Here is a 15,767-nt window from a genome sequence, read left to right as displayed (position 1 = left end):
GGCTGGTGTCCCTGCATGAGCTGTCTCACGCGGATTTACCCTTGAGCGGTGTGACGTCCTCGCCCTCGGGGCGCGGGGTGGCCGCGGCCTGGGTGGCCTGTGCGGGCGGAGCTGCCGGCGGCCCGGCGACGGCCTCGACCTCGCGCAGGGCGGTGACGGCGGCGCGCAGTTCGGCGAGGGTCAGCGTGTCCTCGACCCCGGCGCCCTCGCGGCCCTGGCGGATGGCGGCATGGGTGATGGCAAGGATGAAGACCAGCACCATCGGAAGCAAGTCGATGGCGATGGCCCCGGCCCAGGAGGGCACGAAGTTGCGCGCATACAGGATCACCGCGTCGGCGGCGGAGAGCGGCGTGTAGGTGACATCGGTCGGCGGTTGCAGCGACTGGACGTTCTGCGCCGCGCGTTCCAGCGTCGCCGCCCGCTGTGCCAGCACCTCGAGCACCGAGGTGATGGTGGCGGACTGGTCGGCGCGGCCCTGTGCCGTGCTGCCGTCGAGTTCCGGCAGCACCACCGAGGCGGCAAGATCCTGTGCCGCGCGTTCGACCAGCGGGGCAACCGACAGCTGGCGCAGCTGGGTGATGAGTCCCTGCAGGCGCACGGCGGCCTCGGAGAACTCGACGCTGCGGGCCTCGACGCTGCCGGGTTCGACGGTAAGGGCGCGCATCCGGCTGAGGATGGTGTTGCCCTCGGTAAAGGCGGTGTCGACCAGCGGGGTCTGTTCGGCGATCTGCGCCTCGAGCGCGGTGAGCTCGGCGGCTTTCTGGCGCAGGACCCGGAAGACGGCGCCGCGCCCGGCGAGCCCGGAGAGCGCGCCCTGTGCCTCGAGATCGGACAGGTCCTCGAAGGACTGGCGGACACGGGCGACGTCGCGTTCCAGCGCCTGGCCGGTCAACGCGATCTCATGCGCGCGTTCGAGCGCCGCCTGGTAATCCTGTACGGTTTCGGCAAGGTGCTGTTCGACGGCGGCCGAGCCGGCCAGGGCGGCGGCGTTCAGCCAGGAGGACATGGCGACGATGGCAAGGCTGCCCAGCCCCATGGCGGCCATCAGCCCGGTGCGCGCGCGGGTGGAGCGGACGGCAGGGAAGAGCCGCAGCATGTAGGACCAGAAGACGAAGATGCCCACGGAAACGGCTGTGGAATAGGCGATGGCGGCAAAGACCGACATGGCGCCGTTTTCATCCAGCAGGGAGGAGACGCCGAGATAGGTGTAGATCCCCGAGGCGACCGAGAGCACGCCAAGCGCCGTGCCCGAGAAGGTGTCGAGCCAGGTCAGGTGGCCCTCGAGTTCGCGTGCGGCGCGCACGCCGCGGGCTTCGGCGCGGGTCAGGCGGGTGTCGGTCTGGTCCTGGGACATGCGGGGCCTTGCGTCATCGCTGTGGTTTCGGGCGAGCCTAGATCATTCCCCGGCAGAGGGAAGGCGCCCGGGCGCTGGGGTTGCATTTGTTCACGAAATGTTCAATGATTTGGGCATGGACTTGCCTGTCACCTCCGACCTGATGCCCGGCCAGCTCTTGGCGCGGGGCGTGTGCCGCCACCTGGCGGGGCATGGCTTTGCCGTGATCGAGGAATTCGTGCCCGACCGGGGGCTGCGGGTGGACGTCATGGCGCTGGGCCCCAAGGGTGAGCTGTGGGTGGTCGAGTGCAAGTCGAGCCGCGCGGATTACATGAGCGACGGCAAGTGGCAGGGATATCTGGACTGGTGTGACCGCTATTTCTGGGCGGTGGACCAGGCGTTCCCGACCGACCTGCTGCCCGAGGGCACGGGACTGATCATCGCCGATGCCTACGATGCCGAGATCCTGCGCATGGGGCCCGAGGACAAGCTGGCGGCGGCCCGGCGCAACAAGCTGATCCGCAAGTTCGCGGTCCATGCGGCGCGTCGGCTGCACGGGTTGCGCGATCCCGGCGCGGGGCTGGAACACCTGGGCTGACGGGACCGGGGCTGAAGGGACCGGGGGCAATTTCGCGGGCGGGCCCGGACAGGGGTTGCCGGGCGGGACGGATCCGGCCCACGATGTCGGGAACGGTCCCTTGTCATCGGAAAGGAATTGCCATGGAACTTGGTGCGTTTTCGGTCAGTCTCTCGGTCCGTGACCTCGGCGCCTCAAAGACGTTCTACGAGGCGTTGGGGTTCCGACCGATCGGCGGCGTGGTCGACGAGGGATGGCTGGTCCTGCGCAACGGCGACAGCGTGATCGGCCTGTTCCAGGGCATGTTCGACGGCAACATGCTGACCTTCAACCCCGGCTGGCGGTCCGAGGATGAGGTTCTGTCGGACTTCACCGATATCCGAGAGATCCAGGCGCGCCTGCGTGCGCAGGGGATCGAGCCGGAAAAAGGCACGGACGACGAGGGGGCGGGACCGGCCTGCATGACGCTGGTCGACCCGGATGGAAACCGGATCTTTCTGGACCAGCATGTGCCGAAACCCTAGCGTTTCTTCGGTTTTGCCTTGCGCGCGGTGGCGGCGGCGGCGCGCAGTTCCTCGGCGATTTCCTCGGCCTCGACCGGGTCGAAGTCCATCGGGATCTCGATCCCGTCGGCGAGGATGAACAGCCGGACCATGCCGGCGTCGGTGGGGCCAATCTGGAGGTTGGCCTCGATGTCGCGTTCGTCGTTGATGCCCATCTGCCTCTGCCTTCTCTGAGACCCGCGAAAGATCGTCGTGACCTAGCGGCGAAAGGCTTGATTTGCAAGCGGTGCGGGGGTTTCTTCCCCGCATGACAATCGACCTGAAACACCTTGGCCCGGGTGACATCGACTGGCTTGTCGATCAGCACGCGCGGCTTTACGCCCGTGATGAGGGCTTTGACGAGAGCTTTGCGGTGCTCGTGCGGCAGATCCTCGAGGATTTCGCGCGCGATCATGACCCGGCCTGCGAAAGATCCTTTATCGCGTGGGACGGGGATCGGCGGCTGGGCAGTATCTTTTGCGTGCGCGAGGACGAGGTGACCGCCAAGCTGCGCCTTTTCCTGCTGGTGCCGGAGGCGCGGGGCAAGGGGCTGGGGCGGACCTTGCTGGAGGCCTGCATGGGGTTCGCGCGGGAAACGGGCTATCGCCGGATGGCGCTCTGGACGCATCAGAGCCACCGTGCGGCCTGCGCCTTGTACGAAAGATCAGGCTGGCGGCTGGTCCGCTCCGAGCCGAAGGTGAGTTTCGGCACGGAGGTCGTGGAACAGGGCTACGAGGTGGACCTGTGAGTCAGCGTTCGCCGGTGAATTTCGGCGCGCGCTTGTCAAGGAACGAGGCGACACCCTCGGCATAGTCGGGGTGTTCGCCGCAGGCCTTCATCAGCTCGGCCTCGAGATCCAGGTGCGCGTCCAGCGTGTTGGTCGTGGCGGCGGTGATCGCCTCCTTGGTACGGGCATAGCCAAAGGTTGGGCCCTCGGCGAACCGGGCCGCCAGCTTGCGCGCCTCGTCCATCAGGGCGTCGTCCGGCAGCGCCTTCCAGATCAGGCCCCAGTCCTCGGCCTTTTGCGCGGGCAGAGGTTCGGCGGTCAGGGCCAGGCCCATCGCGCGGGCGCGGCCGAGGAACTGCGTCAGGTGCCAGCTGCCGCCGGTGTCGGGGATCAGTCCGACCTTGGAGAAGGACTGGATGAACTTGGCGCTTTCGGCGGCCAGCACCATGTCGCAGGCCAGCGCGACCGAGGATCCGGCCCCGGCGGCCACCCCGTTGACGGCGCAGATCACCGGCATTTCCAGCGCGCGGATCTGGCGGACCAGCGGTGCCCAGTAGTTGCGGACGGTCTCGCCGAGGTCGGGTGGGCCGTCCATCTTGCGCGGGTCGCGGTCGCCCAGGTCCTGCCCGGCGCAAAAGCCGCGCCCCGCTCCGGTCAGCAGGACGGCGCGCTTGGCCTCGTCCGCCGCCCGGGTCAGGGCGGCGCGCAGGGCCAGGTGCATTTCTGGCGTGAAACTGTTCAGCCGCTCGGGCCGGTTCAGCGTGATTTCCAGCCAGCTGCCGTGATCGGCGACAAGAATGGTGTCCGACATGTTCCCCTCCTCAAGGCGATTGTCGCGGTGGATGGCACGGGCGCGCGGCGGGATCAATCTGTCCCGGTCTTGGTCGCGGGCTTCTCCGGCGGCATCCGCAGCGGCGCGCGGGTGCGATCGTTGCCCGCGATGGCGACCTTGGTGGCCAGGCGGATGAACTCGCGCTTTTCGTCCTCGTTTAGTCCCACCAGCAGGTTGCGCTGCATCTCTTCGACGATGGGGCGGATGTGGGCGATGCGCTCGGCGCCCTCGGGCGTCAGGGCCAGCACCTTGGCGCGGCGGTCCTTGGGATTGGTCCGGCGTTCGATCAATCCCTTGGCGCAGAGCCGTTCGATCACGCCGCCGATGGTGGCACGGTCATGGGCGATCATCCCGGCCAGGGTGGCCTGGTCGATACCGGGATGTTCCTGCAGCATGGCAAGGGCCGCGAACTGCGGCGAGGTGAGGTCGACACCCGCTTCGCGCATGCGTTCGGCAAAGATCGAGGCCGAGAGCTGTTGCAGCCGTCGGATCAGGTGGCCGGGCATTGTGTAAATGTCTTTCATCGGGCCATGATCGGACGGGCAAACGAAAGTGACAAGCACGCATATTGTCATGATACTGTCTTTTGTCCGGCGTTGCCGGGCAGGTCTGCCGCGATGCGCCCCGCCTGCTGTACGCGGTCTGGCGGGACGACAAGATGAAGAAAGGGTCGGGGATGGAACGACCGGATGCGGGTCTGAGGCAATTGACGGTCTATCGGCTGCGGCGTGCCACGGTGCAGATGCTGTCGACCATATCGCAGGAACTGGCGCCTTTCGGTTTGCGGCGGACCACCTTTTCGGCGCTGGCCGTGGTGGTGGACCGACCGGGGCTGCGACAGACGCAACTGGCCGATGCGCTGGCGATCGAACGTCCCAACCTCGTCAAGATCGTGGATGAACTGGAGGCGGCGGGTCTGATCCAGCGGTGCCAGGCCGAAGGGGACCGGCGCGCCTATGCGCTGCATCCGACAGAGGACGGCGAACTGCTGCATCGCCGCGCCTACGAGGCGGTTCAGGCGGCGGATCGACGGTTGATGCACGGGTTATCCCCGGCCGAGGTGCAGGCGCTGAACGCCGCGCTGCACCTGATCGAGGAGAATGCCGGGGGCCCGGTGGATGCGGAGCCCAAGGGCGACTGAGCCCGGTTTTCACGTTGCTTTCCGCATTATAATGCACATTTTTGGCATCTCCTCATACTTGTTGCATCAAATTGCATATCGCGCAAATAAGGTGTACGCTTATCAAAATGACGATTCCGCGCTGTCCGCAGGCTGGATCGTCGCGGCGCGTCATGGGTGCGGTTCGATCGGGGAGGATCGCTGCACCGGATAAGGGACGGGATGACCGGCAGGAGGAGGCCAAGTCATGAATGGAAACGCAGCGATATATTTCGTGGACCGCCACGTTGACGAGGGGCGCGCCGACAAGGTGGCCTTTCGCGAGGCGGACGGCCGCAAGCGCAGCCTGACCTACGGCGAGCTGGCCGAGCAGACGGGCCGCTTTGCCGGCGCGCTCTATCGCCACGGGGTGCGGCGAGAAGAGCGGATCGCGATGATCGTGCAGGACCAGGTCGAATTTCCGGTGATCTTCTGGGGGGCGCTCAAGGCGGGGGCGATCCCCGTGCCCCTCAACACGCTTCTGTCGGCCTCGGTCTACGAGTCGATCCTCAGCGACAGCCGGGCCTCGATCCTGGTGGTGTCGGAGAAGCTGTGGGAGACGGTCAAGCCGGCGATCGAGGACAACCGCTTTCTGCGGGCCGTCGTGGTGATCGGCGCGGCGCCGGAGGGCACCGAGAGCTACGAGGATTTCATTGCCGATGCGCCGGTCGAGGAACCGGTCGAGGCCTTTGACGACGAAATGGCCTTCTGGCTCTATTCCTCGGGATCGACGGGGCAGCCCAAAGGCGTGCGTCACGTCCATTCCAGCCTGAAGGCCACCGCCGATACCTTCGGCGCGCAGGTGCTTGGCATCCGCGAAGAGGACACCGTCTATTCCGTCGCCAAGATCTTTTTCGCCTACGGGCTGGGCAATGCCATGTCCTTTCCGATGGCGGTGGGCGCGACGACGGTGCTGCTGTCCGGACGGCCCACGCCCGAGGTGGTCTTTGCCATCCTGGAGGCCGAGCGGCCGACGCTGTTCTGCGGGGTGCCGACGCTGTATGCCGCGATGAACGCCGCGATGGACAAAATGGGTGTGCCGGCCCATGCCATGCGGCTGTGCACCTCTGCCGGCGAGGCGCTGCCCAGGGAGGTTGGCGAGCGTTGGTTCAAGATGACCGGGACGGAGATCGTCGATGGTGTCGGTTCGACCGAGATGCTGCACATCTTTCTCAGCAACCGGCCCGGAGAGATCGTCTATGGCACCTCCGGCACACCTGTGCCGGGGTACGAGGTGCGGCTGGTCGATGAACACGACGAGGATGTGTCCGAGGGCGAGGTGGGCGAACTGCTGGTGCGCGGGCCTTCGGCGGCGGACGGCTACTGGAACCGGCGGCACAAGTCGCGGTCGACCTTCGAGGGGCACTGGACCCGCACCGGGGACAAGTACGAATGCACCCCCGAAGGGCGCTACGTCTACTGCGGGCGGACGGACGACATGTTCAAGGTTTCCGGCATCTGGGTCAGCCCCTTCGAGGTCGAGCAGGCGCTGGTGGAACATCCCGCGGTGCTGGAGGCGGCGGTGGTCGCCTGTGCCGATGAAAAGGGGTTGGACAAGCCAAAGGCCTTTGTCGTGCTCAAGGAAGGGCAGGAGGCCGCTGCGGTCGACGGGCTCAAGGAGTTCGTGAAGGACAAGATCGGCATGTGGAAATACCCGCGCTGGATCGAGGTGGTCGAGGACCTGCCGAAAACCGCGACGGGGAAAATTCAACGATTCAAGCTGAGAGGGGCGGCATGACTGCTGAATGGACGGAAAGCGGCCGGTTGAGCGCCGGGGGCAAGGAACTGGAATACGGCTGTTACGGACCCGCGCCGGACAAGGCGCCGACGCTGGTGCTGCTGCACGAGGGGCTGGGCTGCACCGCCTTGTGGCGGGAGTTCCCCAAGGCGCTGGCCGAGGCGACGGGCTTTGGCGTCTTTGTCTTTTCGCGCGCGGGCTATGGCCAGTCGGACCCGGCGGACCTGCCGCGCCCGCTGGACTACATGACGCGCGAGGCGGTGGACGTGCTGCCCGAGGTGCTGGAGGCGATCGGCTTTCGGCGCGGGGTGCTGGTGGGACACAGCGACGGCGCGACCATCGCGGCGATTTACGCGGGCAGCGTGTCGGACCTGCGGGTGCGCGGGCTGGTGCTGATGGCGCCGCATTTCTTTACCGAGGAGATGGGGCTGGCCGAGATCGCCAAGGCGAAAGAGGCCTATGAGACGACCGACCTGCGCGAGAAGATGGCACGCTATCATCGGGACCCGGACAATACCTTCCGCGGCTGGAACGACAGCTGGCTGCACCCGGATTTCAAAGCCTGGAACGTGGGCGACGTGATCGACTATCTGCGGATCCCGGTGCTGGCGGTGCAGGGCAGGGAGGACCAGTACGGCACGCTGGCCCAGATCGACGAGGTCGAGAACCGCAGCTATGCGCCGGTGGACACGCTGATACTGGACGAATGCCGCCATGCGCCGCACCTGGACCAGCCGGAAAAGGTGGTTGCGGGCATTGCAGAGTTCTGCGCTCGGCTGGAGCGGATCGAAGCCGCAGAACCCGAGGTCGCGTGACCATGTCGGCCTGGCACAGGCCGACCCACGCCCATGTGCCGGGACAGAACGCCCGGCACCCGGAGGGCGCGTTCGATCACATCAGGGCCTCGGCCCGGCCGGGCATGACCCCGGCGGAGATGGCGGAAAGCGAGGCTTTCCGCCACGGTCTTTTTTACATCGACAGCGGCTTCTACTGGGAAGCGCATGAGGTGCTGGAGCCGATCTGGATGGCCTTGCCCGAAGGGCAGGACCGCCGTTTCCTTCAGGCGCTGATCCAGACTGCCAATGCCTTTCTGAAACAGGAGATGATGCGGCCGGGGGCGGCGCTGCGGCTGTGCGGGATCGCGCGAGAGCTGCTGCCCCCGTCGCGCGATGCGCAGGTCATGGGCATTGGCGCGGGTCGCGTCCACGCCATGCTCGATTCCCTGGAAGTGGAGTTGAGGTGTGCAAAATAATGCACAGCAATGGTCACCCTTGGCAGATATTTGTCAAAGTAACTGAGTTTGAACGATTTATTTTGTGCTCTATTGTGCATACATAAGTTTACTTACTTTTCGCTTTGATGTAAGTTGACTGCAGCTTCGCGACCAGGGAGGACCCGATGACCAAGATGATCGACTTTCAGACCGACCCGACAAAATACCGCCATTGGCGTGTCGAGTATGACGGCCCGGTGGCCACGCTCATCATGGATGTCGACGAGGACGCGGGGCTCTTCGAGGGGTACAAGCTGAAGCTCAATTCCTACGACCTGGGCGTGGACATCGAGCTGAACGATGTCGTGCAGCGGATGCGGTTCGAGCACCCCGAGGTCAAGACCGTGGTCATGAAGTCGGGCAAGCCGGGCGTGTTTTGCGCCGGTGCGAACATCCGGATGCTGGGCGGTGCGGCGCACAGCCACAAGGTGAACTTCTGCAAGTTCACCAACGAGACCCGCAACGGCTTCGAGGCCGCCGAAGAGGAGAGCGGCCAGAAATACATTGCCGCCGTCAAGGGCGCCTGCGCCGGGGGCGGGTATGAACTGGCGCTGGCCTGCAACCACATCATGCTGACCGATGACAGCACGTCCTCGGTGGGTCTGCCCGAGGTGCCGCTGCTGGCGGTTCTGCCGGGCACCGGGGGGCTGACCCGCGTCACCGACAAGCGCAAGGTCCGCCGCGATCTGGCCGATATCTTCTGCTCGATCGAGGAGGGGGTGAAGGGCAAGCGCGCCAAGGACTGGCGCCTGGTGGATGAGGTCATCCCGAACTCGAAATTCGACGATACGGTGATGGAGCGGGCGAAGGAATTCGCCGCGGCCTCGGACAAGGCGGACGTGGCGCAGGGCATCCAGTTGGGCCCGCTGGCGCGGACCATCACCGAAGACGCGGTGAGCTATTCGCTGGTCGAGGTCGAGATCGACCGCAAGGGGCGCAAGGCGACGATCACGCTGAAAGGCCCCGAAGAGGACGCGCCCGCCGACATGGAGGCCTTTGTCGCCCAGGGCGACCAGGCCTACATGCTGAGGCTCTGCCGAGAGCTTGAGGATGCGATCCTGCACCTGCGCCTGAACGAGATGGAAATCGGTCTGTGGGTGTTCCGCACCCAGGGCGACCCGGAGAAGCTGGCCGCGCATGAGGCGCTGCTGGCCGAAAATGCCGATCACTGGCTGTCCAACGAGGTGCGTCACTACTGGAAACGCACGCTCAAGCGGATCGATGTGACCTCGCGTTCGCTGGCGGCCTTCGTCGAGCATGGATCTTGCTACGTCGGCGTGCTGGCCGAGATCCTGTTCGCGGTGGACCGCAGCTACATGATGGAAGACGAGTTCGAGGGCGACAACCGCCACATGGCGACGATCACCCTGACCAAGGACAACTTTGGCCCCTATCCGATGGGCAACGGCCTGACCCGGCTGGAAACCCGTTTTCTTGGCGAGCCGGAGCATGTCGAGGAGCTGAAAGGCAAGATCGGCGAGGCGCTGGAGGCCGAGGAGGCCGATGAGCAGGGCCTTGTGACCATGATCCTGGATGACATCGACTGGGAAGACGAGGTGCGGATCTTCATGGAAGAGCGGGCCAGCTTCAGCCCCGATGCGATGACCGGGATGGAGGCGAACCTGCGCTTTGCCGGACCGGAGACGATGGAAACCCGGATCTTTGGCCGCCTGACCGCCTGGCAGAACTGGATCTTCAACCGCCCCAACGCGGTGGGGGCCGATGGCGCGTTGCAGCGTTATGGCACCGGCGTGCGCGGAGACTACAACATGGAGCGCGTCTGACGCGTTCGGCATGGCGGGGACCTCCCCGCCCTGCGGGCCCCGGCGAAGGCCGTTCCCGTGACACCACACCCAAAGGGAGAGAGAGATGCTCGATCTGATCAACGTGAGCTATGACACCCAGATCCCGAACAACGTGGGTCTGTCGTCCGACAAGAAAGTGTTGAAGGCGCTGTCGAAATGGCACCCCGGCTACCTGGACTGGTGGAACAAGCTGATCCCGCAGAACTTCCAGGAATCGATGGTCTACCTGCGCACCGCCGTCAGCGTCGATCCCAAGGGCTGGGCCAAGTTCGACTACGTCAAGATGCCGGAATATCGCTGGGGCGTGCTGTTGGCGCCGCAGGTCGAGGGCCGCACCATTCCCTGTGGCGAACATGCCGGCCAGCCGGCCTGGCAAGAGGTGCCGGGGGAATACCGCAACCTGATGAAGCGCCTGATCGTTATCCAGGGCGACACCGAGCCGGGTTCGGTCGAGCAGCAGCGCTTCCTGGGCCTGACCGCGCCGTCGCTGTACGACATGCGCAACCTGTTCCAGGTCAACGTCGAAGAGGGCCGCCACCTCTGGGCAATGGTCTACCTGCTGCAGAAATACTTCGGCAAGGATGGCCGCGAAGAGGCGGATGACCTGCTGATCCGCTCGTCGGGCAGCGAGGAAGCGCCGCGGATGCTGGGTGCCTTCAACGAGGAAACGCCGGACTGGCTGTCCTTCTTCATGTTCACCTATTTCACCGACCGTGACGGCAAGATGCAGCTGGAATCGCTGGCTCAGTCGGGGTTCGACCCGCTGTCGCGCACCTGCCGCTTCATGCTGACCGAGGAAGCGCACCACATGTTCGTGGGCGAGACCGGCGTCGGCCGCACCATCCAGGCCACCGTCGAGGCGATGAACAAGGCGGGCATCACCGATCCCTACGACGTGGGCAAGATCCGCGACCTGAACGTGATCGACCTGCCGACCATCCAGAAGAAGCTCAACCTGCACTACACGCTTTCGCTGGACCTCTTCGGGCAGGAAGTTTCGACCAACGCGGCCAATGCCTTCAACGCGGGCATCAAGGGCCGGTACATGGAGAACCGGATCGACGACGACCACATGCTCAAGAACGACACCTACAAGGTGCTCGACCTCGAGGATGGCAAGATCGTCGAAAAGGACGTGCCCGCGCTGACCGCGATCAACATGCGTCTGCGTGACGACTATATCCGCGACGCGGCGGGCGGCGTGAAACGCTGGAACAAGATCATCGAGAAGGCCGGGATCGAGTTCGAGCTGAAGCTGCCGCACCAGGCCTTCAACCGCAAGATCGGCATCTTCGCGGGCCACAACTTCGACCCGGACGGCAACCATGTTTCGGGCGAGGAATACGACAAGGGCCTCACCAAGTGGCTGCCGACCCATGCGGACGGGGATTACATCCAGTCGCTGATGAAGCCGGTCTACGAGCCGGGCAAATACGCCAGCTGGATCGCGCCGCCGAAGGTGGGCATCGACAACAAGCCGGGCGACTTCGAGTACGTCAAGCTGCACATGGCCTGATGCGGCGGGGGCGGGGAACCCTCCGTCCTTTCCGAACCAACGGGCGGCGCGGGGCAGGGCCCCGCGCCGGACCGACCAGCAGGAGGAGGAAACGCGATGATCACCAAACGTAACGTCGGCCATGCGCCGCGCGTGACCGAGGTCGCGAAGGAACTGGGCGAGATCGGCTGCTGCATCGGATGCGAGAATTGCCGCGGCTTGTGCCAGGCCGTGATCGAGGCCATAGCTGTCCCCGAGGCCGTTTTGCACCGGGGGACGCAATGAACAAGCCGTTGAAACAGCACCTGATCGACCCGGAAATCTGCATCCGCTGCTATACCTGCGAGATGACCTGCCCGGTGGGCGCGATCGAGCATGACGAGAACAACGTCGTCGTGAATCCGGACACCTGCGATTTCTGCATGGATTGCATCCCGGTCTGTCCGACCGGATCCATCGACGAATGGCGCGTGGTCGAGAAACCCTATTCGCTCGAAGAGCAATACGAGTGGATGGAACTGCCCGAACAGGGAGAGGTGTCCGTGGCCGAAAGCGCCGAGGATGGCACCGAAAGCGGTGAGGACCCGGTGGCGGCCCTGCTGGCAGAGGCGCACAAGGGCGCCGGCGGCAAGTCCAAGGCGCCGGCCAGCGCGGCCAAGCCGACGGTCAACCTCTACAACCTTGCCAGCCCGGTCGAGGCGGTGGTGCAGGGCAACTATCGCCTGACCGCCGAAGGCGCGGACACGGACGTCCGCCACATCATCCTGGATTTCCAGGGCAAGCCCTTTCCGGCTCTCGAAGGTCAGTCGCTGGGCATCATCGCGCCGGGAACCGATGCCGAGGGCAAGGCGCATCTGCCGCGGCTCTATTCCGTGTCTTCGCCCCGCGACGGCGAACGGGCGGGCTATCACAACGTCTCTCTGACGGTGAAGCGCGAGGAAAACGGCATCTGTTCGAATTACGTCTGTGACCTGAAAAAGGGTGACAAGGTGCAGGTAACAGGGCCATTCGGCGCGACCTTCCTGATGCCGAACGATCCCGATGCGCGGCTCTTGATGATCTGTACCGGCACCGGATCGGCGCCGATGCGGTCCTTCACGATGGCGCGTCAGCGCACCGTGGGCAAGAAATCCGGCGGGATGGTGATGTTCTTCGGCGCGCGGACGCCGGACTCGCTGCCCTATTTCGGACCGCTCAACAAGGTGCCCTCCAGCCTCTTGCAAAAGCACCTGGTGTTCAGTCGGATGCCCGGCCAGGACAAGGAATACGTCCAGGACCGGATGCGCGTCGAAGAGGACATCGTGGCGGACATGCTGCAGGATCCCAACACCCATATCTACATCTGCGGGCTGAAGGAGATGGAGGAGGGCGTTGAGCGGGCGTTCACCAATATCGCCGAAAGCATCGGCCAGCAGTGGCGCAACCTGCGGGATGTCCTTCGCGAAGAAGGCCGCTATCACGTCGAGACATACTGATATGGAAGACCGTCCCGACAATGCCCACCGGCATGTGATCCGCGTGACCTGGGGCGATTGCGACCCGGCAAGGATCGTCTACACGGCGCGCATCCCCTGGTTCGCGCTGGATGCCATCAACGGCTGGTGGGTCGAGAATCTGGGCGGCGATGGCTGGTTTCAGATGGAGATCGACCGTAACGTCGGCACGCCCTTTGTCCGGCTGGAAATGGATTTCCGCAGCCCGATCACGCCCCGGCATGAACTGGTCTGTCACGTCTGGCCGGTGCGGCTGGGCGAGACCTCGATCACTTTCCGGGTCGATGGCGAACAGGACGGCAAGCTGTGTTTCTCCTCGCGGACGGTCAGCGTCTTCATCGAGGCGGATGCCTTTGCCAAGCGCACGCCGCCCGAAGACATGCGCGCCGCGATCGAAGCGCGGCTGCCCGCGGCCTAGGCCGGGGCGCTTGAGCCATGACCGGAGCGGCGCGCGGGGCAGGCGAGGCGGATCCCACGGCGCTTTACCGGCTGGTCGGAGACCGCGTGCGGGCCGCCCGCAAGTCTTCGGGCCTGACGCGGCAGGACCTGGCAGAGCTGTCCGGTGTCTCGCCGCGCTACCTGGCCAAGCTGGAAGGTGGTGACGGCAATATCTCGATCGGCCTTCTGAAACGGGTGGCGCTTGTCCTTGGTCGTCCGATGGCAGAGCTTTTGGCCGAGGAGGATCCGCTGGCGCCGGACCTGGCACAGCTCTCAGAGCTTTACCGCAATGCCTGCGTGGCGACGCGGGCAAAGGCATTTCGGGTGCTGGATCCGGGCCGCCTGCGCGCGCAAAAGGCCGAGCGTATCTGTCTTGTCGGTCTGCGCGGGGCAGGCAAGTCTACCCTCGGTGCGCGCATCGGTGCCGACCTTGGCCTGCCCTTTGTCGAGATGAACGTCGAGATCGAGCGCAGCGCCGGAATGGCAGTGTCCGAGATCATCGCGTTGTACGGGCCGGAGGGCTATCGACAGATCGAGGCAGAGGCGCTGGACCGGCTCTTGTCGACGCAGAGCCGGATCGTCCTGGCCGCCAGTGGCGGCATCGTCGAAGAGCCGCAGACCTTCGAACGGATGCTGGAGGGCTTTCACACGGTCTGGATCAAGGCCGCGCCGGGGGATCACATGGATCGGGTCCGGGCGCAGGGGGATACGCGGCCAATGGCAGGGAACCCGCGCGCCATGTTGCAACTGCGCGAGATCCTGAAGGCGCGAGAGGTGAGCTATCGCAGGGCCGAACATCACCTCGACACCAGTGGCCGTTCAGTAGAGCAGTCCTTGCAGGACCTGCACGGGTTGATCGCGGCGCAGGGGCTGCTGGAAGGGCAGGGAGGCTAGGTTTTCGGCCCTTTGCGCGGGCCAGAGCCGGGTGTTGCGGCAGGTGTCTGGCGGCCAAACCAGGTTGATTGTATTTAGGGGTAAAATTTGCAAAGCATGCATATCAGGATGAGGTATAACAAATTCGGGAGGGGATGTCATGGCTACAACAGAGCTGAACTGGGCCATCCTGACGGCAGGGCAACTGTCTTTCCCGTTCCTTGTGGATTGGTGTGAGCACCGACCCTGATAATTCCATTCAACACGGAGGCGGCCATGCAGGCCTATATCCCTTACGGCGCTTACTGGAGCACACCCTTTGCCCGTTGGCAGGGAGAGTTCGCGGAGCTGCACGCGATGGAATTCGCGGCGCATGTGACACGCGAGGCCCTGGCGCAGCGTGACATTCCGGTCGAGACCTTCGATTTCGCGGCCTACGGTCTGACCGTGCCGCAATACCGCAGTTTCTACGGCCTGCCCTGGTTCACCGGCATGATCGGGGCGGACCGGCTTCCGGGGCCGACCGTCAACCAGGCCTGCGCGACGGGCGCGCGCCTGCTGGCCACGGTCGCTGGCGAATTTGCCATCGGGGCGGCCTCTGCCGCGCTGCTGGTGTCCGGCGACCGGACCTCGAACAGTCCACATGTCTACTATCCTGCGCCGGGGGCGCCCGGCGGGACGGGGCAGAGCGAGGACATCGTTCTGGAAAGTTTCAACAAGGATCCCTTTGCCCGCTGTGCGATGATCGACACGGCCGATAACGTGGCGCGCCGCGAGGGGATCGAGACCGCCGAACAGCATGAATTGACCTTGCATCGGCAGAGCCAGTACCAGGAGGCGCTGCAAGACGACCGGGCTTTTCAGAAACGCTATATGGCGGCAGAGTTCGCGGTGCCCGACCCGCGCTTTCGCAAGACGGTCGGGACGATCTCGGGCGATTGCGGCGTCTATCCGGCCTCGCCCGAGAAGATGGCAGGGCTACGGCCGGTGCGCGAAGGCGGCTCGGTCACCTTTGCCGCCCAGACCCATCCTGCGGATGGCAACGCCGGGCTGGTCATGGTGTCCGACCCGGCCCGGGCGCGGGACCTGGCCACGCGAGGGGATGCGCCGCTGGTCGAACTGGTGGCCGTGGCGCAGGCGCGCGAGGAAAAGGCCCATATGCCCGCGGCCCCCATCGGTGCGGCGCGCCGCGCGCTGGAACTGTCGGACCTGTCGATCGGTGACATTGACGTGGTCAAGTCGCACAACCCCTTTGCGGTCAACGACATCGCCTTTGCCCGGGCCTTTGGCATCGATTGGCGCGGCATGAACAACTTTGGCAGTTCGCTGATCTGGGGACATCCGCAGGGACCGACCGGCCTGCGCGCCATCATCGAGATGATCGAAGAGTTGGAAATGCGGGGCGGCGGTTATGGTCTTTTCCAAGGCTGCGCGGCGGGCGACTCCGCGATGGCGTTGATCCTGAAGGTGCAGTAAAATGAG

General features: G+C 65.1%; 18 protein-coding genes. 14 read left to right on the top strand and 4 right to left on the bottom strand.

Annotated features, from left to right (window positions below; genetic code table 11):
- Positions 1-25: 25 nt before the first annotated feature.
- Positions 26-1,354, bottom strand: a complete 1,329-nt coding sequence (locus tag ACQY5B_RS15835) for a coiled-coil domain-containing protein (protein WP_420324519.1) — start codon at positions 1,352-1,354, stop codon at positions 26-28.
- Positions 1,355-1,469: 115 nt separating this feature from the next.
- Here ACQY5B_RS15835 and ACQY5B_RS15830 point away from each other — a divergent pair, with 115 nt between their 5' ends.
- A complete protein-coding gene (locus tag ACQY5B_RS15830) occupies positions 1,470-1,931 on the top strand; it encodes an MmcB family DNA repair protein (RefSeq protein ID WP_420324520.1) in 462 nt (153 codons plus the stop codon).
- A gap of 122 nt (positions 1,932-2,053) precedes the next feature.
- On the top strand, positions 2,054-2,434 hold the full coding sequence (locus ACQY5B_RS15825) for a VOC family protein (protein WP_420324521.1): 381 nt from the start codon (positions 2,054-2,056) through the stop codon (positions 2,432-2,434).
- Here ACQY5B_RS15825 and ACQY5B_RS15820 read toward each other — a convergent pair.
- Complete coding sequence (locus tag ACQY5B_RS15820) at positions 2,431-2,628, bottom strand: DUF6324 family protein (RefSeq protein WP_043138168.1); 198 nt, start codon at positions 2,626-2,628, stop codon at positions 2,431-2,433. The genes ACQY5B_RS15825 and ACQY5B_RS15820 overlap by 4 nt on opposite strands.
- A gap of 92 nt (positions 2,629-2,720) precedes the next feature.
- Here ACQY5B_RS15820 and ACQY5B_RS15815 point away from each other — a divergent pair, with 92 nt between their 5' ends.
- Positions 2,721-3,200 carry a GNAT family N-acetyltransferase gene (locus ACQY5B_RS15815; protein ID WP_305970730.1) on the top strand — a complete coding sequence of 160 codons (480 nt, stop codon included), beginning with the start codon at positions 2,721-2,723 and terminating at the stop codon, positions 3,198-3,200.
- Between the two features lies 1 nt (position 3,201).
- Here the strand turns inward: ACQY5B_RS15815 and paaG are convergent, their stop codons facing one another.
- Both paaG and ACQY5B_RS15805 read right to left on the bottom strand, forming a co-directional pair.
- Positions 3,202-3,990 (bottom strand): 2-(1,2-epoxy-1,2-dihydrophenyl)acetyl-CoA isomerase PaaG, encoded by a 789-nt coding sequence (gene paaG / locus ACQY5B_RS15810; RefSeq protein ID WP_420324522.1) that lies wholly within the window; start codon positions 3,988-3,990, stop codon positions 3,202-3,204.
- Positions 3,991-4,043: 53 nt separating this feature from the next.
- Complete coding sequence (locus tag ACQY5B_RS15805) at positions 4,044-4,535, bottom strand: MarR family winged helix-turn-helix transcriptional regulator (RefSeq protein ID WP_420324523.1); 492 nt, start codon at positions 4,533-4,535, stop codon at positions 4,044-4,046.
- Positions 4,536-4,597: 62 nt separating this feature from the next.
- Here ACQY5B_RS15805 and ACQY5B_RS15800 point away from each other — a divergent pair, with 62 nt between their 5' ends.
- From ACQY5B_RS15800 to ACQY5B_RS15750, 11 genes are all read left to right on the top strand, one after another.
- Entirely contained in the window at positions 4,598-5,152 is a 555-nt protein-coding gene (locus tag ACQY5B_RS15800; RefSeq protein ID WP_420324524.1) for a MarR family winged helix-turn-helix transcriptional regulator, read from the top strand.
- 226 nt (positions 5,153-5,378) lie between these two features.
- A complete protein-coding gene (locus ACQY5B_RS15795; protein ID WP_420324525.1) occupies positions 5,379-6,908 on the top strand; it encodes a benzoate-CoA ligase family protein in 1,530 nt (509 codons plus the stop codon).
- A complete protein-coding gene (locus ACQY5B_RS15790; RefSeq protein WP_420324526.1) occupies positions 6,905-7,723 on the top strand; it encodes an alpha/beta fold hydrolase in 819 nt (272 codons plus the stop codon). The genes ACQY5B_RS15795 and ACQY5B_RS15790 overlap by 4 nt, the downstream gene beginning before the upstream one ends.
- Before the next feature lie 2 nt (positions 7,724-7,725).
- A complete protein-coding gene (locus ACQY5B_RS15785; RefSeq protein WP_420324527.1) occupies positions 7,726-8,160 on the top strand; it encodes a DUF309 domain-containing protein in 435 nt (144 codons plus the stop codon).
- Positions 8,161-8,306: 146 nt separating this feature from the next.
- Positions 8,307-9,965 (top strand): 2,3-epoxybenzoyl-CoA dihydrolase, encoded by a 1,659-nt coding sequence (gene boxC / locus ACQY5B_RS15780; protein WP_420324528.1) that lies wholly within the window; start codon positions 8,307-8,309, stop codon positions 9,963-9,965.
- An 85-nt stretch (positions 9,966-10,050) separates the two neighbouring features.
- Complete coding sequence (boxB, locus tag ACQY5B_RS15775) at positions 10,051-11,502, top strand: benzoyl-CoA 2,3-epoxidase subunit BoxB (protein ID WP_420324529.1); 1,452 nt, start codon at positions 10,051-10,053, stop codon at positions 11,500-11,502.
- A 96-nt stretch (positions 11,503-11,598) separates the two neighbouring features.
- A complete protein-coding gene (locus tag ACQY5B_RS15770) occupies positions 11,599-11,766 on the top strand; it encodes a hypothetical protein (RefSeq protein WP_157903837.1) in 168 nt (55 codons plus the stop codon).
- Positions 11,763-12,956 carry a benzoyl-CoA 2,3-epoxidase subunit BoxA gene (gene boxA, locus ACQY5B_RS15765; protein WP_420324530.1) on the top strand — a complete coding sequence of 398 codons (1,194 nt, stop codon included), beginning with the start codon at positions 11,763-11,765 and terminating at the stop codon, positions 12,954-12,956. The genes ACQY5B_RS15770 and boxA overlap by 4 nt, the downstream gene beginning before the upstream one ends.
- A gap of 1 nt (position 12,957) precedes the next feature.
- The gene (locus ACQY5B_RS15760; protein ID WP_420324531.1) at positions 12,958-13,392 is read left to right on the top strand and encodes an acyl-CoA thioesterase; all 435 of its coding nucleotides are present in this window, start codon (positions 12,958-12,960) and stop codon (positions 13,390-13,392) included.
- Positions 13,393-13,409: 17 nt separating this feature from the next.
- A complete protein-coding gene (locus ACQY5B_RS15755) occupies positions 13,410-14,306 on the top strand; it encodes a helix-turn-helix transcriptional regulator (RefSeq protein WP_420324532.1) in 897 nt (298 codons plus the stop codon).
- 255 nt (positions 14,307-14,561) lie between these two features.
- Complete coding sequence (locus ACQY5B_RS15750) at positions 14,562-15,761, top strand: thiolase family protein (RefSeq protein ID WP_420324533.1); 1,200 nt, start codon at positions 14,562-14,564, stop codon at positions 15,759-15,761.
- The last annotated feature ends 6 nt before the right edge of the window (positions 15,762-15,767 follow it).

This window comes from Antarctobacter sp. (assembly GCF_965277915.1).
In the GTDB taxonomy this organism is placed as follows: Bacteria; Pseudomonadota; Alphaproteobacteria; order Rhodobacterales; family Rhodobacteraceae; genus Antarctobacter.
Note: the sequence above shows the minus strand (reverse complement) of the source record. Positions and strands in the feature narration are given on the sequence as shown.